Annotated in this window: 15 protein-coding genes and 1 pseudogene; 14 read left to right on the top strand and 2 right to left on the bottom strand. The window is 61.4% G+C overall.

Translation table 11 applies throughout. The features are described 5' to 3' along the window. Positions 1–84: 84 nt before the first annotated feature. From CCX87_RS17050 to CCX87_RS17110, 13 genes and pseudogenes are all read left to right on the top strand, one after another. Positions 85–2,589, top strand: coding sequence for a DUF3141 domain-containing protein (locus CCX87_RS17050; protein WP_087748437.1), 2,505 nt, complete (start codon positions 85–87; stop codon positions 2,587–2,589). Beyond that, a complete protein-coding gene (locus tag CCX87_RS17055; RefSeq protein WP_054667833.1) occupies positions 2,586–4,007 on the top strand; it encodes a bifunctional enoyl-CoA hydratase/phosphate acetyltransferase in 1,422 nt (473 codons plus the stop codon). The genes CCX87_RS17050 and CCX87_RS17055 overlap by 4 nt, the downstream gene beginning before the upstream one ends. Positions 4,008–4,068: 61 nt before the next feature. Continuing rightward, positions 4,069–4,821 carry an SDR family NAD(P)-dependent oxidoreductase gene (locus CCX87_RS17060; protein ID WP_087747807.1) on the top strand — a complete coding sequence of 251 codons (753 nt, stop codon included), beginning with the start codon at positions 4,069–4,071 and terminating at the stop codon, positions 4,819–4,821. A gap of 76 nt (positions 4,822–4,897) precedes the next feature. Then, complete coding sequence (locus CCX87_RS17065; RefSeq protein ID WP_087748439.1) at positions 4,898–6,139, top strand: acetate/propionate family kinase; 1,242 nt, start codon at positions 4,898–4,900, stop codon at positions 6,137–6,139. After that, positions 6,136–7,338, top strand: a complete 1,203-nt coding sequence (gene gltS / locus CCX87_RS17070) for a sodium/glutamate symporter (RefSeq protein WP_068679683.1) — start codon at positions 6,136–6,138, stop codon at positions 7,336–7,338. The genes CCX87_RS17065 and gltS overlap by 4 nt, the downstream gene beginning before the upstream one ends. A 143-nt stretch (positions 7,339–7,481) precedes the next feature. Next, a pseudogene (locus CCX87_RS17075) lies at positions 7,482–9,233 on the top strand (PHA/PHB synthase family protein). Between the two features lie 87 nt (positions 9,234–9,320). Beyond that, entirely contained in the window at positions 9,321–9,815 is a 495-nt protein-coding gene (locus tag CCX87_RS17080) for a universal stress protein (protein ID WP_018715727.1), read from the top strand. Then, positions 9,812–10,885 (top strand): lipid A deacylase LpxR family protein, encoded by a 1,074-nt coding sequence (locus CCX87_RS17085; RefSeq protein WP_018715726.1) that lies wholly within the window; start codon positions 9,812–9,814, stop codon positions 10,883–10,885. The genes CCX87_RS17080 and CCX87_RS17085 overlap by 4 nt, the downstream gene beginning before the upstream one ends. A 203-nt stretch (positions 10,886–11,088) precedes the next feature. Beyond that, positions 11,089–11,985, top strand: a complete 897-nt coding sequence (locus tag CCX87_RS17090) for a ribose-phosphate pyrophosphokinase (RefSeq protein ID WP_087747808.1) — start codon at positions 11,089–11,091, stop codon at positions 11,983–11,985. 36 nt (positions 11,986–12,021) lie between these two features. Then, a complete protein-coding gene (locus tag CCX87_RS17095) occupies positions 12,022–14,352 on the top strand; it encodes a xylulose 5-phosphate 3-epimerase (RefSeq protein ID WP_087747809.1) in 2,331 nt (776 codons plus the stop codon). 83 nt (positions 14,353–14,435) lie between these two features. Then, on the top strand, positions 14,436–15,794 hold the full coding sequence (locus CCX87_RS17100) for an MBL fold metallo-hydrolase RNA specificity domain-containing protein (RefSeq protein WP_020307801.1): 1,359 nt from the start codon (positions 14,436–14,438) through the stop codon (positions 15,792–15,794). After that, the gene (locus CCX87_RS17105) at positions 15,791–17,308 is read left to right on the top strand and encodes a thymidine phosphorylase family protein (protein WP_020307800.1); all 1,518 of its coding nucleotides are present in this window, start codon (positions 15,791–15,793) and stop codon (positions 17,306–17,308) included. Before CCX87_RS17100 ends, CCX87_RS17105 begins: the two co-directional genes overlap by 4 nt. A 187-nt stretch (positions 17,309–17,495) precedes the next feature. After that, positions 17,496–18,386 (top strand): LysR family transcriptional regulator, encoded by an 891-nt coding sequence (locus CCX87_RS17110; RefSeq protein ID WP_003050005.1) that lies wholly within the window; start codon positions 17,496–17,498, stop codon positions 18,384–18,386. An 18-nt stretch (positions 18,387–18,404) separates the two neighbouring features. On the opposite strand, the gene CCX87_RS17115 is transcribed toward CCX87_RS17110, so the two are convergent. Next, complete coding sequence (locus CCX87_RS17115) at positions 18,405–18,698, bottom strand: helix-turn-helix domain-containing protein (protein ID WP_003050003.1); 294 nt, start codon at positions 18,696–18,698, stop codon at positions 18,405–18,407. A gap of 106 nt (positions 18,699–18,804) precedes the next feature. Between CCX87_RS17115 and CCX87_RS17120 the strand changes: the two genes are divergently transcribed. Continuing rightward, positions 18,805–19,452, top strand: coding sequence for a substrate-binding domain-containing protein (locus tag CCX87_RS17120; protein WP_020307796.1), 648 nt, complete (start codon positions 18,805–18,807; stop codon positions 19,450–19,452). Between the two features lie 83 nt (positions 19,453–19,535). On the opposite strand, the gene CCX87_RS17125 is transcribed toward CCX87_RS17120, so the two are convergent. Continuing rightward, the gene (locus CCX87_RS17125; protein ID WP_003060765.1) at positions 19,536–20,816 is read right to left on the bottom strand and encodes a tyrosine-type recombinase/integrase; all 1,281 of its coding nucleotides are present in this window, start codon (positions 20,814–20,816) and stop codon (positions 19,536–19,538) included. Between the last annotated feature and the right edge of the window lie 87 nt (positions 20,817–20,903).

A 20,903-nucleotide genomic window follows, 5' to 3' on the forward strand; every position in this document is an offset into this window, starting at 1 on the left:
TGAGGAAGGGCCGGCAAGACGATGTGCCTGCGGCCCCTTTTCATTCAATTTTTCAGTTTCATCATAGACGGAGTGCCCATCGCCATGAATCAAGACACCACGACATCACCAACGGCCGCTTGGGGGCAGTTGCTGTGGGACCCGTTGCGACTATCGGCGATGGCAAACGAGTATGCAGTGGATGCCTGGCAGCGGTCCATTCTGTATGCCGACGTTCGCCGCCAACGCGGCAACCAGTACCAGGAGCATTTGCAGGAGCAGACGCCGAACGTACTCGACTTCGCCTCTGAGGTCATCATGTCCGGGCTGGACCTTCCGCAGCCGGTCAACTATGGCCTCGTACGTATCCTGCCGCCAGCCGACACGCCGAGCGATCCCCACAAGCGACCGTTCGTGGTGGTCGATCCACGCGCGGGCCACGGCCCAGGCATCGGCGGCTTCAAACCCGATAGCGAGGTCGGCGCGGCCCTCAAGGCTGGCCATCCCTGCTACTTCGTAGGCTTTCTGCCCGATCCCGTTCCCGGCCAGACCGTCGAGGACGTCATGCGCGCCGAAGCGGCCTTCGTGCGCAAGGTCGGCGAGCTGCACCCCGACAGCCGCGGCAAGCCTGCGGTCATCGGCAATTGCCAGGCGGGCTGGCAGATCCTGATGGCAGCTGCCGTCTGGCCCGAACTGTTCGGACCGATCATCGTCGCCGGCGCGCCGCTGTCGTACTGGGCGGGCGACATGCCGATGCGCTATGCAGGCGGCCTGACCGGCGGTAGTTGGTTGACGGCATTGACCGGCGATCTGGGCGCCGGTCGGTTCGACGGCGCCTGGCTGGTACAGAACTTCGAGAACCTGGACCCGGCCAATACGCTGTGGAGCAAACAGTACAACCTGTACGCCAAGGTCGACACGGAAGGCCCGCGCCACTTGCAATTCGAGAAGTACTGGGGCGGCCACGTGTTCCTGAACGATGTGGAAATACAGTACATCGTCGATAACCTGTTCATCGGCAACAAACTGAGTACGGCGCAGCTGGTGACGTCTGATGGCGTGCGCATCGACCTGCGCAATATTCGCTCGCCGATCCTGGTGTTCTGCTCCTATGGGGACAACATCACGCCACCGCCCCAGGCCCTGGGCTGGATCACCGACCTGTACCGCAACGACCTGGACGTGCTGGGACATGACCAGACCATCGTCTACGCTACCCATGACAGCATCGGACATCTGGGAATCTTCGTCTCCGGCAGCGTCGGGCGTAAAGAGCACCAGGAGTTCGCTGCGAACATCGACATCATCGACGTGCTGCCGGCAGGCATTCACCACATGCAAATCGATGAGCATCCCGACCCAGTGCAGGAAGGAGACCCAACCAGTGACGTCTTCCTGACGCGGATTCGCCGCAGCAGCATCGATGAAGTCCGTGAGATCGTCCGTCCCGACCCTGAGAACGATCGCCGGTTCGCCGCCGTTGCGCGGATCTCCGAGGTCAACCTGGCTTGCTACCGCAGCTTCGTGCAGCCATGGATGCGTGCCCTGGTCACGGACCAGGGTGCGAAGTGGCTGGAGCCGCTGCATCCGCTGCGCATGGGCTATGAATTGTGGTCTGACAGGCATCCGCTCGCCGCCGCAGTACATGAGGCTGCGCAACACGTGCGCGACCATCGTCAGCCCGTCTCCGAGGCCAACCCTTTCCTGCAACTGCAGGCGCAGTTTTCCACCGCCGTCGAACAGATGCTGGATCAATTCCGTGATTGCCGCGACCAGATCTACGCACAGGCGTTTGACACGCTGTACAGCCTGCCGCTGGTGCAGGCCATGACTGGACAGAGCCTGCACGACGATGCACCGCCGCGACCCCGTCCCAGCGAGACGCCCGAGCATCGCCAGTATCTGGCGCAAGAGTTGACACGGCTCGAAGCGGATATTCACAGCGGCGGGCTCGCCGAAGCCTCCATACGGGCGCTGTTCTTTGTGCTGGCCGCGCGTGGCGAGGCCGACGGGCGGCACTTCCGGCACGCAAAAGAACTCGCGCGCCCCCATTTGGCAAACGACTTCGACATGCAGGTCTTTCGCCACCTCGTTCGTCGGCAGGCTTTGCTCATGAGGCTCGACGAGGACGCCACGGTGTCCGCCATCCCCGGATTGCTCAACGGCATAGCGCCTGATGACATCCGCCAGGTGGCGGGAATGATCGTGCAAGTGATTGGCAGCGGCGGTGTGCTGTCCGCACAAGAACAAACCAGGCTGGAACAGGTTTCTACCTTGTTCGAGCAGGCCGAGCGCCAAGCGCAGGCGGCTTCGGCGCCCGCCGTGATAAGTCCCGCCACTGATACCTCCGCTACGGTCGTGGACGCGAAGTCGACAACCGCCATGCCACGCTCTGCCAGTGGCACATCCGCTGCGGTCGAGGATGCGAATGCGGCGCCAGCCATGCCGAGCTCCGCCAGTGACACCTCCGCTCCGGCCATAAACACGACCTCCAAGACATCCTCTCCAAAGCCTAAGGCGCCTCAGAAGAAAACTGCTACGCAGAAAACTGTGTCCAAGACGCCAGCCGCCCCGCGGACAAGTCAAACACGGCGAGGGAAAGGCAAATGACGACGTCCTCCGCACCGGTCGATGGCGCCGCCGACGCATTGCAGGTTCTGCGCAACCGCACCTTCGACGAGATCGCCATCGGCGACAGCGCCAGCCTCGAACGCGCGTTTTCGCCGCAAGACATCCACATGTTCGCGCTGCAATCGGGCGATGTGGATCCGGAATCTTCGGTGTCTTCGCCCTCGCGGGGCACCACGGAGGCCATTTGTGCAAACGCCCTGATCTCGGCTGTGCTGGGAACACGCCTGCCGGGGCCTGGAACCCAATATGTCAGCCAGAACCTGCGCTTGCTCGGAGCCGTTCGGCCCGGCGACAGGCTGACCGTGCAGATGCAGGTGAGCAGCAAAGACACGGCCACCCATCACGTCACGCTGGACTGCACCTGCACCAGCCAGGAGGGGGTGGCGATTTTCCAAGGCCAGGTAGAGGTCGTAGCGCCCACTGAGCGCATTGAAAGAACGCGCACGGCGTTGCCGGAAATCCATCCGGATGCGCAGGGCCGCACAGGCCTGCAGCACCTGCTGGCGCATGTCGCGCACTTGCAACCGATTCGGGTAGCCGTCGCCCATCCGTGCGATGTCCCCAGCCTGTCCGCTGCGCTCGAAGCGCGCCACGCGGGGTTGATCGAGCCGGTGCTGGTCGGGCCACGAGGGCGGCTCGAAGCAGTCGCCACCGAGGCCGGGCTGGATCTGGCCGACGTCGCCATTGTGGACGTCCCGCACAGCCACGCCGCTGCGCAGCAAGCCGTCGCCTTGGCAGCCGCAGGTGAAGTCGAAGCCCTGATGAAAGGGAGCCTGCACACCGACGAACTGATGTCCGCGCTGGTTTCGGCAGCAGCGGGGTTGCGCACCAAGCGCCGGGTCAGCCATTGCTTCCTGTTGCAGACACCGGCCTATCCGCGCCCGTTCATCGTCACCGATGCGGCGATCAATATCGCCCCGAATCTGGAACAGAAGGCAGACATCATCCGCAACGCCATCGAGCTGGCACAGGTGATCGGCGTGCGCGAACCCAAGGTCGCGATCCTGGCCGCGGTCGAGACGGTCAGCCCGACGATGGCGGCCACGCTGGACGCTGCGGCGCTGTGCAAGATGGCCGATCGCGGCCAGATCACTGGCGGCCTGCTCGACGGGCCGCTGGCCTTCGACAACGCCGTCTCCATCGCCGCTGCGCGTATCAAGGGGATCGTTTCCGAGGTCGCCGGGCAAGCTGACATCCTCGTCGTGCCTGACCTGGAGAGCGGCAACATGCTTGCCAAGCAGTTGATCTTCATGGGCGGCGCAGCCAGCGCCGGGATCGTTCTTGGAGCCAAGGTGCCAGTCATTCTGACCAGCCGCGCCGACTCGCGTGATACACGCATCGCCTCATGCGCGATCGCACTGATGCTGGCCCACCACTATCGGCTGTCACCCCCTTGAGCCGACTTATCGGCAACTTATTAACCCCCTCTTTTTAATCCACCCCTTTGGAGGAAACACCATGCAGTACTCATTCTCTGGCCGCGTAGCCCTGGTCACCGGTGCAGGGTCTGGCATTGGCGAGGCCATTGCCCGGCTGCTTGCAAGCAACGGCCTGAATGTCGTCGTCTCCGATGTCAGCGCCGACAATGCGCAGCGCGTCACCAGCCTCATCAACGCCGAGGGCGGCCACGCCGTGGCCAACGTGGCCGACGTGGCATGCATCGATGAGGTCCAGGCTGCCGTGGCCTGCGCGGTCGATACGTTCGGCGACCTTCATTTTGCCGTCAACAACGCCGGTATCGGTGGCGACCAGAGCCCGGCGGGAGAACTGGACCCTGCCGCCTGGCGCCGGGTGATCGATGTCAACCTGAACGGCGTGTTCTATGGCCTGCGCCATCAGATTCCCGCCATCCTGCGCTCGGGAGGCGGCGCCATCGTCAACGTCTCCTCCATCCTGGGGGTGGTGGGCGACGCAGCGAACCCTGCGTACGTCGCAGCCAAACATGGCGTGACCGGGCTGACCCGCTCGGCAGGACTGGCCTATGCGTCCAAGGGAATCCGGATCAATTCGATTCATCCCGGTTACGTGCGTACGCCCATCCTGGATTTCCTGGATGAATCGGCCCTCCAGAAGGCCGTTGACCTGCATCCGATCGGCCGTCTGGGGACCCCGGACGAAATCGCCCATGCCGTGGCGTTTTTGCTATCGGAAGGAAGCAGCTTCTTTGCGGGCACCCAGCTCATCGCGGACGGCGGCTACACGGCACGCTGAATCTGACGACGATGAGAGTGCAGGCATACCCGCACACCGTGGCGACGTCACCGGGGCCGGGCAAAAAGAGGACGACATGATGGATGCGACCACGGCCCGCTCCGGACGCCCCGGGCACGGACTGATCCTTGTACTGAACTGCGGTTCATCCAGCATCAAGTTTGCGGTGTTCGATCCCTCGGCCACGCCACTGCCTCGCCAGGCATTGTGGAATGGCAAGGTGCAGGGGATCGGCGGTGCCGATCCGGATTTCGGAGAGACCGGAGTTGCGCCGTTCTCGATCGAACTGGACACGGCACATCCGTATCGCGCCGCACTGCGCCTCATCCGCGATCGTGTCAGCCGGCGGCTCGACGGCCGCCACGTAGGTACGGTCGCCCACCGTATCGTCCACGGCGGCAGCAAATACTCCATGCCCGTGCGCCTGGACGCAAATGTCCTGGCCGACCTCAAGGGCTACATTCCTCTGGCCCCGCTGCACCAGCCATTCGCGCTCGAAGCCGTGGAGATCCTGCTGCGGGAGCAGCCAGATCTGCCACAGATGGCTTGCTTCGACACGGCCTTCCACCACACTTTGCCCCAGGTCGAGAAGATCCTGCCGTTGCCCTATGCCGCATGGGAGCGCGGTCTGCGTCGGTACGGGTTTCACGGCCTGTCGTATGAGTACATGGCAGTGGCCTTGCCCGAACGCCATGGCGACGCCGCGTGCGGGCGCACCGTCGTTGCCCACTTGGGCAGTGGCGCCAGTCTGTGCGCCATGCAAGGACTCAAAAGCGTGGCCACCACCATGGGCTTCTCCGCGCTTGACGGCCTGATGATGGGCACCCGCACCGGCGCGCTCGATCCGGGTGCGGTGCTCTACCTGATGGAAGTCGAGAAGCTCTCACTGGAGCAAGTGGGGCGCGTCCTCTATCACGAGTCCGGCCTGCTCGGCGTTTCGGGAATCTCGGCCGAGCCGCGCGTCATTGTCGGGCACGAGAACGATGCAGGCGAAACGGGGGAGCGAGCGCGCTTGGCACTGGCCCTTTACGTGCGACGCATCGTGCGCGAGATCGGGGCCCTGGTCGCCGTGCTGGGCGGTCTGGACATGTTGGTGTTCACGGCGGGTGTCGGTGAACACAATGCGTTCATTCGCGAGCGCATCTGTGCGGCGCTGGGCTTTCTGGGCATTGCCCTGGATACCGACGCCAACGCCCGCCACGCGGCGAAGATTTCCAGCGACCACAGCCAGGTCATCGTGGCGGTCGAGCCCACCAACGAAGAGTGGATAGCCGCCAGCCACGCACTGTCCTGCCTGGACAGGGAGAAGGCGCGATGACGATCGATGCCTTCCATGGATTCACGCTCGCCATCGTGCTGTTGTTCGTGGGCAAGGGCCTGGTTGCGCGTTGGGGCATCTTGCGTCGATACAGCATCCCGGAATCCCTGGTGGGCGGCCTGGCCTGCGCCCTGGTTGTCTTCGCCCTGTACTACGGTGCGGGGATCGTCGTCAGTTTCGATCTCGAAGCGCGTGACGCGCTGCTGCTGTACTTCTTTGCGGCCATTGGCCTGGGTACCGACGCCCGCACGCTGCGCCATGGTGGGCGGCCCTTGCTGATCCTGTCGGGGTTGGCCATCGGGTTCATGGTGCTGCAGAACCTGGCCGGGATGGAGATGGCACGCGCCTTCGGCCTGGATCCGCGCGCCGGGCTGATGGTGGGATCGATTTCCCTGACCGGAGGCGTGGGCACCACCTTGGCCTGGTCCGATCACTTCGTTCAAAACCTCGGCATTGCGCAAGCGCAGGAACTGGGATTGGCAGCGAACATGATCGGCCTGATCGCGGCCTGCACCATCGGCGGCCCGATCGCAAGCCTGCTCATGCGCAGGCATCGGCTTCAAGCCGGAGACAGCGCCCTGGAAATTGGCACGCTGCACAGCAATGAGCAGCATGCCCGCCTGGACTACTACGGCGTGCTGCTGGCATTGCTCTGGCTCAACTTGGCCTTGATGCTGGGATACGGAATCAATGCCTTGGTAGCGCGTACCCCCGTCACGCTGCCCGCCTTTGTGGGCTGCCTGCTGGCCGGGATTCTCCTGCGCATGGTGGCCGACTGGATGAGGCCGAGTGGGGGCGGACGTCTATGGAACTGGCCGAGCATGCAGCCAGGCATTGCCCTGGTCTCCGATATCTCACTGGGCCTGTTTCTGACCATGGCGCTGATGGGACTCAGGCTCTGGGAACTGCAGCCCGTGCTTGCCTTCATCACGGCGGCGATGCTGGTGCAGATTGCCCTGGTCATCGCATTCGTTTTGCTGATTGTTTTTCGGGCAATGGGCAAGGATTACCAAGCCGCCGTGGTGTGCGCGGGTTTCGGCGGTATTGCGCTGGGATCTACCGCCACTGCCATCGCCAACATGACGGCGGTGACTCGGGAGCATGGTGCGGCACGCGAGGCGTTCATTGTGGTGCCCCTGGTATGTGGGTTCGTCATCGATATTGCGAACGCACTGGTAATCAGCCTGATGGCCGGTTAGGCGAAGCGAAACAGCGGAGCGAGCTGGCAGATGGATACATCGCTGACGCGCTGGCGAGGCGTCGTCGCCCAGGAAATCGCAATCGACTCCCGTTTTCAAGCAAGGGGCTCTTTCTACTTGTGCAGAAATAGAGGTAATACGCTTTGACGAATAAAAAGAACGGCAATATCGACTCAGCCATCAATCCGAAGTTGGATGGGGATGCCCATGTCGCTTGGGCACAGGCTTGGTCGTCTATTTCGCCGGAGACATCGTTGCTCGCGTGGGTGGACTGGGCGAGCCATTTAGCAAACAGTCCTGGCAAGCAAGCCGAGCTTTTGGCGTTTGCAGCCTCCCTGTCCGAGCAATGGATGGCCGTATTGAAGAAGAATCGGGCCAACCCGAACCGGGGAGCCACCGCTCCTGACCGGTCACCTGTCAATGACCGCCGCTTCAACGATCCTGCATGGGATCAATGGCCCTACGACCTTTTCCGCAGTTCATTCGTCAATCAGACCAAATGGTGGGAGCAGGCCACGCAGGGGGTGTGGGGAGTGGATCCGAAACACCAACGCCTGCTGGCGTTTGGCGCCAAACAGTGGCTGGAAATGCTTTCGCCCGCCAACGCTGCGGTTTTCAACCCCGTTGTCCTGAAAAGAACCATCGCAGAGCAAGGCGCCAATCTAGCGCGGGGGACGTCCAACTTTCTCGACGACTTGCGTCGGCAACTATCCGGCCAGCCTCCCGCGGGAACGGAGAACTTCGTCGTTGGGCGCGACGTAGCGGTCACGGAAGGAAAAGTCGTTCTGAGAAATCGACTGATCGAACTGATTCAGTACACGCCCACTACCGAGAAAGTCCATCCCGAACCGATCATGATCATTCCTGCCTGGATCATGAAGTACTACGTACTGGATCTGTCACCGCATAACTCGCTGATACGGTATCTGGTTGCGCAAGGGCATACGGTTTTTTGCATCTCCTGAAGAAATCCGGATGCTGAGGATCGAGATTTGGGCATGGATGAGTACCTGGAGTTCGGCCTGCATGCAGCGCTGGACGCTGTGACTTCCGTTGTCCCCGGGCATGGAGTCCACGCGGCTGGTTATTGCCTGGGCGGAACGCTACTGGCCATTGGTGCTTCAGCCATGGCGCGTGATGGCGATACGCGGCTGGTGTCGGTAAGCCTGCTTGCCGCACAGACGGACTTCAGCGAACCGGGCGAGCTGAGTCTTTTCATCAACGAGAGTCAAGTGGCGCTGTTGGAAGCCAGCATGGCTCAAACCGGTTATTTGACCTCCGACCAGATGAGCGGAGCTTTTCAGCTACTGCGCTCCTACGATCTCATATGGTCTCGCATGATTGACGAATACCTATTGGGCGATCGCCGGCCAATGACCGACCTGATGGCTTGGAATGCCGATGGGACTCGCCTGCCCGCGAAGATGCATTCGCAGTATCTCCGACGCCTTTACCTGAATAACGATCTCAGCGCGGGGCGTTATCCCGTCACGGGTCGCCCCGTTTCAGTGGGAGACATCGCTGTGCCGGTGTTTTGCGTCGGCACTGCCTCGGATCATATTGCGCCTTGGCGCTCGGTTTACAAGCTGCATCTCCTGTCTTCGGCCGAGCTGACTTTCGTGCTGACCACTGGAGGACACAACGGCGGCATCGTGAGCGAGCCCGGCCGAGGTAAGCGCCAATATCAAATCCATACCCGCGCGGCCGGTGATGGATACATGGCGCCGGATGAGTGGCAAGCGACGATGCAGACGCATCCGGATTCCTGGTGGCCCGCATGGTCGGCGTGGCTGCGAGAGCGTTCCGGTGATGTTGTTGCGCCTCCGCTCATAGGTGCTGAATCCAGTGGATACCCCACTGTTTGCGACGCCCCAGGGGAATATGTACGCAACTGAATAAGCGTATCCCGCGTCCGCTATTGCGACACGGTATACGCAATATCTGTTCGTCATCCCGTTCTACTCTGATAACTGGAGACATTCATGTACTCAAGAATCCTGGTTCCGCTCGACGGAAGTCCTACTGCCGATTTGGCGCTCCACCACGCTGCGGTGCTGGCACGCCTGAATGGCGCAACCATCGTCTTGCTGCACGTCATCGAGGAGATGAAGCACAGCAACGGCTTCGAGAGGCCGAGGATCTATATTGAAGAAGTGAGGCCGGGCTTCCTGGCGGCCGGGCAGAAGCTGCTGGACGAGGCGGCGCTGCGGCTGAGGCAGGAAGGCCTGGCGGTTGAGACCGTCCTTCTGGAAAGCAAGGGCGAGCGCGTCTCGGTGCTCATCGCTCAGCAGGCACTGACCACTCAATGCGAGTTGGTGGTGTTGGGTACTCACGGACGCCGGGGCGTGGACAGGCTGCTGATGGGAAGCGATGCAGAGCAGCTCGCTCGCATCGCACCAGTTCCGGTGATGCTGGTGCGCCAGCCCCAATCGGTCATTGCGACTGCAACCCCTGGGCAGGGTGGCACGCCAGCGTGACGAAGGTTCAGTCCACCGACCAAACTGAATGGAGGCTGAAAGTCGCAGCCCCCTTGCTGCTGCTATTGCTGAGCGCCTCCGCACAGGCCCAGTCCTGCCACCAGGACAACCCGCTGCGCTCAACGGGAACGCTCAATCTGCGGATCGACAACGACATGTTCGGCGGCATTGGACAAGACCAAGGGTACTCCAACGGGTTTCTCGCCAGTTGGGTTTCCCCCAACCTCGTGGACTATAGCGATGACCCTTGTCTACCGCGTCTCGTCCGTGGGCTGAATCGCTTTCTCACGATGCTCCAACCCCAAGGCTTCGACGAACAGAACATGACCATCGGCTTCGGGCAGATGATGTACACCCCGAACGACAAAACGCGCAGCGATCTCATCAAGGATGATCGTCCTTTCGCGGGCGCCTTGATGTTGAGCCTTGGCTATAACGCGAGGCGGGGCGATACGCTGCGCACTTCGCAACTCCGCGTGGGGGTGGTGGGGCCCTCCTCCCAGGCCAGGCAAGTCCAGAACTGGTGGCATGACACCGTCGGAGTGGACAGATTCAATGGCTGGAGACATCAACTGCGCGACGAACCCGTGCTGCAGTTGCTCCACGAACGCCGAACACGAGTCATCAGGCAAGAAAACGTCAGCGGTTGGGGTTGGGATCTGACCCGCCACTGGGGCGGCAGCTTGGGCAATTTCGCCACCTACGCGAATGTCGGCGGAGAACTGCGCTATGGCCTACGCCTGCCGGACGACTTAGGCACCGCACCGCTGCGCCCGGCTGGAGAAAACACCTCGCCCGTGCGTAAGACCGCTGGCAGCAACTGGAACGGGCACCTGTTCGTGGCACTCGACGGTCGCTGGGTTTTGCACGACATCACGTTGGACGGCAATACGTTCAAGTCCAGTCATAGTGTTGATAAACGGCCATTCGTGGCCGATGTGGGCTATGGCATCGCGATGACTCAGGGCAACTGGCGCATCGCGATAGCCCGCTACCACCGCACCCGCGAATTTCGTGGACAAAAGGAAATCCCGGTCTACGGAACGATCACCGTAGGACGGCGATTCTGATGCAGATCGATTCCTTGAACGCCATGCAAGCCACTCTGTTGCTGTTCATGACAAGAGCCGGGTTGCTTGTGGAGCTACCACGTCGACGCAGTACTGCCAATGCCGTCGTCATTAGCCAGTTGGCAAGGTGAACACAGCGAGCTGAACGATAAGGCACCCGCGCTCGATAAGAGACCAAGGACAACAAATAAGGAGATAAATGGATGCAACGACTCACCCTGGCCCTACCCGGCAATGAAGATCTGGCCCGCGGCATCGCGCAGGCATGCGGCAGCGAAGCCGGCCGCATCGAAACGCGCCGATTCCCCGATGGCGAGAGCTATGTCCGGTTGCATGGCGAACCTGCCGATCGGATCGTGGATGTGATTTGCACGCTGGCCCATCCTGATCCGCAGTTCCTGCTTCTGGCTTTTGCCGCTGACGCGGCGCGCGAACTTGGCGCGCAAGAGGTGAACCTGATCGCACCGTATCTGGCCTACATGCGCCAGGACAAGCGATTCCATGACGGAGAAAGCGTGACGTCGCGGTCCTTCGCACGTCTGGTCTCATCGACCTTCGACAAGCTGCTCACGGTGGATCCGCATCTGCACCGCTATCCGACACTATCAGCGGTCTACACGATCCCCACCATCACCTTGCATGCCGCACCACTGCTGGCCGACTGGATCGCGAATCATGTCGAAGAACCTTTGATCGTGGGCCCCGACGAGGAAAGCGAGCAGTGGGCCGGCGCCATCGCGTCCCGCATCGGCGTACCGCACGCTGTGCTTCGCAAGACACGCCATGGCGATCGCAGCGTGGACATCGATGTTCCCGACCTGTCGATCTGGCGCGGCAGAACGCCGGTGCTTGTGGACGACATCGCATCATCAGGCCGCACGCTCGCCGTCGCGGCGCGCAAGCTCGCCGAGCAAGGAATGCGCAAGCCGGAGTGCGTAGTGGTGCATGCCCTGTTCGCCGAGGATGCCTGGACCCTATTGACACCGTTGTTTGCCCGGATCACATCCACCGACACGGTACCGCATCCGAGCAACCGCATTGGTCTTGCTTCGCTGATTGCCGGCGCGCTTTCCAGCGGCCAGACCGATCCGCGAACCTGATCTTCCACCTATCCCGCTATTTTCAAGGAACCCGAAATGCCCTCTCAGGCTAACCTCGCAATCGATTGGCGTGCTGGTTACGGGCCCATCGCGCACAGGTCTGAAACCATCGAACGTATGCAGGCCCTAGTGCAACGTCTGGTCGCGCAAAGGCGTATAGCAGACGAAGCCTCGGCCCATGCGCTGCTGGCTGCAGCCGACCGGGTGGCCTGCACGGCCATGAGCGTAGTGGCGCATATGACCTATGCCCGGCGCATCGACCGAAGCGGCTGCCCACTGGGCTCCGATGATTTCAAACAAACGCCCGAAGGCCACACCGGCGGCTCGCTCAACATGGTGCCAGCCTTCGTGGGTTATCTGTTGGCCAACGCGCTGACCGGGACGACACGCGGCTGGCTCATGGGGCAGGGGCACTGCGTGGCCGCGATCGAGGCGGTGAACGCACTGACCGGCGATGTATCCGCCGCCCAGCGTGGACGCTACGACCGCAGCGAGGCGGGCCTGTCGCGTTTGATCGCGGACTTCTACTCCTATGCCATCGATAAGCAGGGTCGGCCCGCGGTACCGCTGGGTAGCCATGCCGGGCCGAACACGGCCGGCGCGATCTCCGAAGGCGGCTATCTGGGGTTCGCCGGGCTGCAGTATGTGCACACGCCGTTGCCGGGAGAAAGCCTGGTGGCATTCCTCAGTGATGGCGCTTTCGAGGAACACCGTGGCTCGGACTGGGCGCCGCGCTGGTGGCGCGCCGAGGACTGCGGCTTCGCCATCCCGGTCATGATTCTCAACGGACGGCGCATCGAGCAGCGCACCCAGATCGTGCAGGAAGGTGGCGCTACCTGGCTGGCCGAAGATCTGCGCCACAACGGCTTCGATCCCGTCATCGTTGATGGACGTGATCCGATGGCGATCGCATGGGCCATTGTTGAAGCCGAAGACACGCTGAGCGCCTTCGCCGCACGCTCGGATCGGCGCTATCCGGTCAAGCTGCCCTACGTGATCGCCGAGACGGAGAAAGGTTTTGGCTTCCCGGGCGCGGCGACCAATGCCGCCCACAACCTGCCGCTGAACGGCAATCCGCGCGAGGATGCGCAGGCACGCGAGGCCTTCAACGCAGGGGCTGCGGCGCTGTTCGTGCCCGAGAGCGAACTGGAAAACGCGCTCACCGTCCTTGCGAATCACGGCCAGAGCCAGCGCTCGCGCGAAAGCGAGCACCCCATGGCCCTACGCCATCCAGCGAGCCCTCATCTGCCGATGCCGGCCTGGGCGCCAACGGAGGTATCGGGCAGCGCCATGTCCGCACTGGACCGTTGGTTCGTGGAGCTGGTGCAGGCAAATCCACAGTTGCGCATCCGGATCGGCAATCCCGACGAACTGGCCAGCAACAAGATGGGGGCCACTCTGGCGCTGCTCAAGCACCGCGTCAACGTGCCCGAACCCGGCGTCCCGGAATCGACGGATGGCTCGGTGGTCACCGCACTCAATGAAGAAGCCGTTGCGGCCGCCGCCCTCGCCAACAAAGGGGGGCTGAACCTGATCGTCAGCTACGAGGCATTCGCGGTCAAGATGCTTGGATTGATGCGCCAGGAGATCATCTTCGCGCGTCGGCAGAAGGAGCTGGGCCAGCCGCCAGGCTGGATCTCCGTCCCGCTGATCGTCACATCCCACACCTGGGAGAACAGCAAGAACGAGCAGTCACACCAGGACCCGACCATTGGCGAAGCATTGCTGGGGGAGATGTCGGACACCGCACGCGTGTTGTTCCCGGTGGATGAAAACACGGCGTGCGCCGCGTTGCGAGCGGTCTACGCCAGCCGCGGCCAAGTGGCTTGTGTGGTGGTCTCCAAGCGCGACACGCCGAATCACTTCAGTGCCGCCGCGGCTCAATCGCTGATCGAGCATGGAGCAGCCCATGTAGCCGGCGATCCGTCCACCGCACAACTGCAATTCGTAGCGATTGGCGCCTACCAGTTGGAGGAAGCGCTCAAAGCCCATGCCCGCCTGGAGCACCATGGGCTTGCGTCGTGCATCACCGTGGTGGTCGAGCCCGGCCGTCTACGCATTCCGCGAGACGAACTTGAGGCCGCCTTCGTGCTCGGTGACGAATCCCTGCAAGCGCTCTTCCCGCCTCACCTGCCGCGCGTGTTGATAAGCCATACCCGCCCTGAGCCGATGCTGGGCGTGCTTCGCCGCATTGACAGCGGCCCTTCGAAGACGCGGGCTTTGGGCTACATCAACCACGGCGGCACCCTCGATGTGGCTGGAATGCTGATCGCCAATCGATGCACCTGGGTGGATGCCATCTATGCCGCTGCGCAAGTGACCGGCTGGAACAGTTCGCAGGCTGCTGCTGCCGCGACCGACGCGTGAATTTCAAGTGGTTCTGACACGGTCCGCAGTGACCGCGCCAGCTCCTGATTTCACAACCCACCAACAAGCGAGGAGACAACTTCATGCTCTCACTGACCAGCCTGGGCGGTGCCGGTACCGTCACCGGCTCCAAACACCTGATCACATATGGCAGTACCCGCATCCTGATCGACTGCGGACTTTTCCAAGGACTGAAGAACCTGCGCGAGCTGAACTGGCAGCATCTTGTCGTTGAGTCCAAGGACATCGATGCGGTTGTACTGACGCACGCGCACCTGGATCATTGTGGATATCTCCCCCGATTGGTGCTGAACGGGTTCCGCGGGAAGATTTTCTCGACGCCAGCCACACGGGACGTCGCCGAACTCATCCTGCTCGACAGTGCTTGGTTGCAGGAGAAGGATGCCGAGTTCGCCAACCGGAAGGGATTTTCCAAGCACAAGCCAGCCCTTGCCCTGTATCGGGTCCGAGATGCCGAACGCACGCTCTTGCAGTTCAAGCCCGTGCCACTGCATCAGGAGACGGTATTGCCGGGCGGTGCACGCCTGGTTCTACGCAGGGCCGGCCACATTCTTGGAGCGGCGACGGCGCAGATCGACATCGGCGGCAAGCGTTTGGTGTTCTCCGGCGACCTGGGCCGCTATGACGATGCGGTCATGCCTGATCCTGAACCCGTCACGGAAGCGGACTACATCATCATCGAGTCCACCTATGGCAATCGTCATCATGACCGTTCCGATGCCGTCGAAGCGCTAGGCGACATCATCGAGCGTACGACTCGCCGCGGAGGCACCGTAGTGATTCCCGCTTTTGCCGTAGGACGCGCGCAGTCGTTGATCTATGACCTATGGCTGTTGCGACAGCGCGGTCGGCTCCGCAACGTGCCCGTCTATCTGGACAGTCCCATGGCCACCAGCGCAACTGCGCTGCTGCACCGCCATGCCGACGACCACAAGCTCGCTCAACACGATTTCGAGACGGCATTCTCAGAAGTCACATACGTGCGCGACGTTGAAGAGTCCAAGGCGCTATCGGCGAATCGATACCCCAAGGTGATTATTTCCGCCAGCGGCATGGCCACCGGCGGCCGCGTGCTGCATCACATAGAAGCGTTTGGCGGTAGCCATCAGAACACGCTGCTGTTCTCTGGATTCCAAGCAGCAGGTACGCGCGGGCGCAAGCTGCTTGAGGGCGCTCGCGAAGTCAAGATCCATGGACGCTGGATGCCGATCAAGGCAGAGGTCGCCGAGCTTGCGATGTTGTCGGCTCATGCCGACAGCGATGAGCTGATGCGATGGCTGCGCGGCTTTACCAAGGCGCCGGAAAGAGTGTTCATTGTTCACGGTGAATCTGATGCCTCTGAGGCGCTGCGCGAACGTATCCAGCGCGAACTCAATTGGCACGCATCGGTGCCCATGCAAAACCAGGAGTTCGCCCTGTGAGTGCCCGCATCACGCCCCAGACACCCGCCTTGCAAGCATTGCGCATGCGACTGCATGCCCAGCATCAACCCGTCGTCTTGATGCGTACCGATTGCCATGTCTGCCGTGCCGAAGGGCTGGCACCGCGGTCACAGGTACTGATCATTGCCGGCGACCGCACTGTGCAAGCGCTACTGTACCAAATCGACAGCGATCTGCTCAAAACCGGACAGATCGCTCTGTCCGAGGCCGCCTGGGATGCCCTGGACATTCATGAGGGCGATCTTGTGCAGGTTCGGCATCCTCCGCTGCTCGAATCGTTGTCGGCCGTGCGTGCGCGAATTCACGGCCACCGACTGCAAACGACGGAGTTGCAGGCGATCGTCCGTGATGTGGTCGATGGTCGCTATACCGATGTCGCACTTTCGGCCTTCCTGACCGCAACGGCGGTACTGCCTCTGGATATGCAAGAGACCATCCATCTCACCCGTGCGATGGTCGATGTCGGGGATCACCTGCAATGGCAGGCTCCGATTGTTGTGGACAAGCATTGCGTGGGCGGATTACCGGGAAATCGCACCACGCCGTTGGTGGTTGCCATCGCCGCAGCCAATGGATTGGTGATGCCCAAGACCTCATCACGCGCCATCACCTCTCCCGCTGGCACCGCGGACACCATGGAAACGCTGGCTCCTGTAGACCTGGACCTGGATACGCTCAGAAAGGTCGTGGAGAAAGAGGGTGGATGCGTGGCGTGGGGCGGCGCGATGCACCTCAGCCCCGCGGACGACATCTTCGTGCGTATTGAGCGTGAACTGGATATCGACACGCAAGGACAACTGATTGCCTCGGTGTTATCCAAGAAGATTGCAGCAGGGGCGACCCACATCGTGATCGATATTCCGGTTGGGCCAACCGCAAAAGTCCGCAGCCGGGAAACTGCCGAGCATCTTGCGCATCACCTTTCGGAAGTCGCCGCGTCATTTGGCCTTGTATTGCGTTGCCTGTTTACAGACGGGAATCAGCCTGTCGGCAGAGGTATCGGCCCGGCGTTGGAGGCGCGCGACGTGTTGGCCGTATTGCGCAACGAGGCGGATGCGCCGCAAGACCTATGTGACCGCGTGGCGTTGGTGGCGGGCGCGGTGCTTGAGCTTGGCGGCGTCGCCAAAGAAGGGGAGGGACTTCGGTTGGCTCATGAGACGATCAGCAGTGGCCGCGCGTGGGAAAAATTTCAGAGAATCTGCGCGGCTCAGGGGGGATTTCGTGAGCCGCCCCAAGCTCTCTATGTCGAACCGCTTTTGGCAACCACTTCAGGCCGAGCAGTACACATCGACAACCGTAAGCTTTCTCGTTTAGCCAAATTGGCCGGTGCGCCTGAGAGTCCAGCCGCAGGGATTCAATTGCAGGTGCGCTTAGGTGACGAGATAACACGCGGACAACCATTGATGTTTTTGCATGCGCAAACCTCTGGAGAGATGGCCTATGCACTCGCATACGTACAAGGCATTGGGGACATTGTAAAGATTGAACCTTAGCGCCGTGGATAAACAGGGCTCTTGAATGCTCGGTCAAACACAGCCCGGCCTCTCGTTTGGAAAAGTTGAACGCCTACATCTCATGCTCAAGAACATATGAAAAAACATCGCTTAAAAGAAGTTTTCAACCTGCATCGCGTGGAGCAAACAGAAGGAGGTCGTCAGCGCCTGAATAGGAACATTGCTCATGGAACTGCGGCACCTGCGTTGCTTTATCGTTTTGGCCGAAGAACTTCATTTCACACGGGCGGCTGAGCGTCTTCACATTGAGCAACCTCCTCTGTCCCGCGCCATCAAGGAGCTTGAGGACGAGTTAGGCGCTGTGCTCTTCGACCGGGACCGCCGGGGCACCCGACTGACCGCTGCGGGTGCCGTGTTCCTGCAGGACACTCGCCGGCTATTCACCGTCCTGGAGCAGGCCCGCGAGAACGTCAAGGCTGTCGCGGCGGGCTTGCGAGGCAGCCTGCGCATCGCCGTATCCGACGGCGCGCTCGATCCCCGGCTGTCGGCGTTTCTAGCCCGTTGCCGTGCCGAAGAACCCGAGATCGAGATACGGATGTCCGAAGTGCCTTTGGCCGAGCAGTTGCGCGGCCTGCGCTCGGGCGACTTCTGCATCGGATTCGCTCATACCGCCGACGTCGGTGATGGCATCGTCGCCGAACCTATCTGGCAGGACCCGCTGGTGGTCGCCTTGCCAGCCCGGCACGCACTGCTCGTCCACAAGGAGGTTCCACTCCATGAACTCCGGGGGCATCCTCTTGTCCTGTGCGATCCCCAGGTGTGCGAAGGCTACTGCCGCGAGTTGGCGCGCCTCCTGCAGACCCAGGAACACAAACTGAATGTCGTTGAGGAGGTTTCCTCGCTGGACATGATGCTCACCTTGGTCGGTGCCGGCTACGGCGTGGGCTTCATGACGGCGACCAAGATTCCGGTCAGCCAGCGACCGGACGTGGTGATCCGTCCATTGGCGCTGGATACAGCCGTGATCACCACCTACCTGCTTCGACTCGAAAGCAGCAACTCATCGGCTTCGCTGGTGCGATTTATCGACCGCCTCCGGGACCCTTCGAGCGACTGACGCAACGGACCGCACCACTTAAGATTGGGCATCGGCACGAAGATTGCGTTCCGTTGCACTCATCAGCTCTGCCGCACTTATGCTGAGGGCAGCGGAGATTTTCAGTATCAATGCGAGCGTGGGCATGTGCTCCCCACGCTCGATCTTGCCCATATGCGAGCGAGCTATACCAGCCATGGACGCGAATTCATCCTGAGCGACTCCCTGCGCCAAGCGGGCAGCACGCACCGCTTGGCCGAAGGCCAGTGCCGGCTCGGCTTCATAGGTGGTTGTGCCAGGGGGGCGGCCCGGTTGAACGCTGCGCTTCTGCATCACCAGAAGCGTCGATCAATCGACCGAATTTAACCACGTTAAAGATATCTCTTTTGGCTATCATGGTGGCTCGCCTTTTTGATCCGATCGCTTTGTGGGGGCTCTCATGCACGACGCCACCAGCCAGTTTTCCTTTTCCAATTTCAGGCTTGCCATAGCGCCTGGCGTACCGTCATCGCATCTTTCGGCATTGCTTGCGTTGCAGCGTGCGGAAGAGCCGGAAGTCACCATTTCGTTTCATGAGGTCACAGCCGATGATTTGATTGCGGGACTTCGGGAAGGCCGCTACGACGCGGGCATGACGCTTGAAGGATCGAGCGATCCGTCGCTGAAAAGCCAACCTCTATGGACCGAGAACATGGCCGTCGCCATGCCGTTGCGCTTTCCCTTACTTGACCAGGCGAAGCTCACGATCGCCGAACTGTTGGACTACTCCGTCTTTCGCTGGCCTGCAGAGAATTGCCCTTTGCTGGATCAGCGGCTGCCTTCTCTTCCCGCGGTGAGTCAACAGAACATTCAGCGTGTCTCTTCCTTCGAGATGATCGCGCTATGGGTCGCTGCCGGCTACGGCGTCGGGGTATCCGCGCAATCGCGCATTGAGCATGCGCAGGGATGGGGCATTCACACACGGCCGCTGTCTGACGGACCCTACGAGATCGTGACCCACCTGCAGCGGCCCTGCGGACAAGCCGACGTTGTTTCAGAGCGGTTCGAGCGCAGAGCACTGCAGGTCGCCAAGAATGCTCCAACCTAGTCGAGTGCCAATGTCCTCGTTCTGCGTCTTCAGTTCAAGGTGCTACACGTGCATTAGGCATTCCACTCGCCAAGCAGCAGACATCACTCGCGCTCTATGACACGGAGCAGCGCCGTTCTACGCTTCGACATGGGGCCAAACGCCTTCGTGACCCCTTCAACGGGTTTCCCTGCCTGCAATGAGTCAAGGATGTCAGCCCAGTCCTGCATGATTACCTTGCGGGACTCCACAAACTTCGTGTGATCGTAGGGCGCGCGCGATGAGTCCTTGCTCTTTTTGGAATGAGCGAGTTGAAGATCGACCCGCTTCTCCGGATATCCCAACAGTCCAAGGATCGTCGTTGCGGTCGAGCGGAAGCCATGGGACGAAAACCGTCCGCCATAACCCATGCGCTTGAGTGCTTGATTGAGCGTCGTTGCCGACATCACTTGTCCCGGCTTTCTGTAGCTCGGGAACAATACTTTGCCGCCGCCAGTTAGAGCATGTAGTTCCCTAAGAGCGGCCACCGCCTGCCGTGACAGGGGAACCAGATGGGGGCGTCGCATCTTCATGCGCTCGGACGGAATCGACCACATGGCGTTGTCCAGGTCGAACTCTTCCCAGGAGGCCTTGCGCAGTTCTACGGTGCGCACGTAGGTCAAAGCCATCAGCTTGAGGGCGAGGACTGTCGTCTGGTAACCCCCTTCGTTGTCCACACGATTGAGAAAGTCCGGGATCTCTGCCCATGTCAACGGAGGGTTGTGGCGGACCTGAGGGCGCTTGACCAGTCCCTTGAGCAAGGCGGCAGGATCGTATTCGCAGAGACCTTGGGCAGCCGCATAACTGAAGATTTGCCCACACCACTGGCGGATGAGGATCGCCACAGTCTTCGCGCCACGAGCCGCCACATCCTTGATGATGGGGCGCAGATGTGGAGCCCTGATGCTGCTGATCGGCAACTTGCCAATCCGGGGGAAAACATCCTTCTCAAGGTAGCTGGTGACCTGGTTGGTGTAGTACTCGCTCCAGTGAGCATTGCTGACGATCCACTCCCGAGCAACGGTCTCGAACGTGCGTTCGTATGTGTCGGCCTGGAGGGCGATCGCCGCCTTTTTCTCCACGATGGGGTCGAGGCCCTTCTTGACCAACGCCTTTGCCCGGTCCCGTTCCGCACGGGCTGCCTCCAGCGTGACCTTTGGGTACACCCCGATTGAGTACACCTGTTCAGCGCCGCCCAGCCGGTAGCGGTACCACCAGAGCTTGGAGCCGTTGGGCTGAACGCGCAAAAAGAGGCTGCCTCCGTCCCGGAGTTGGTACACCTTGGGCCTGGGCTGCGCCGTTTCCACTTTGCGCGCCGAGAGAAGATTGAGTGCTGTGAGTGCCATGTGTATAACGCCTCCAGTTTGGCCCGTTACACACTCCATTACACACATGAGCACTGGATTTGTCCAGCTTTCAGAATCGCTCGATGG

The sequence above is a fragment of the Acidovorax sp. T1 genome (assembly GCF_002176815.1).
In the GTDB taxonomy this organism is placed as follows: Bacteria; Pseudomonadota; Gammaproteobacteria; order Burkholderiales; family Burkholderiaceae_C; genus Acidovorax.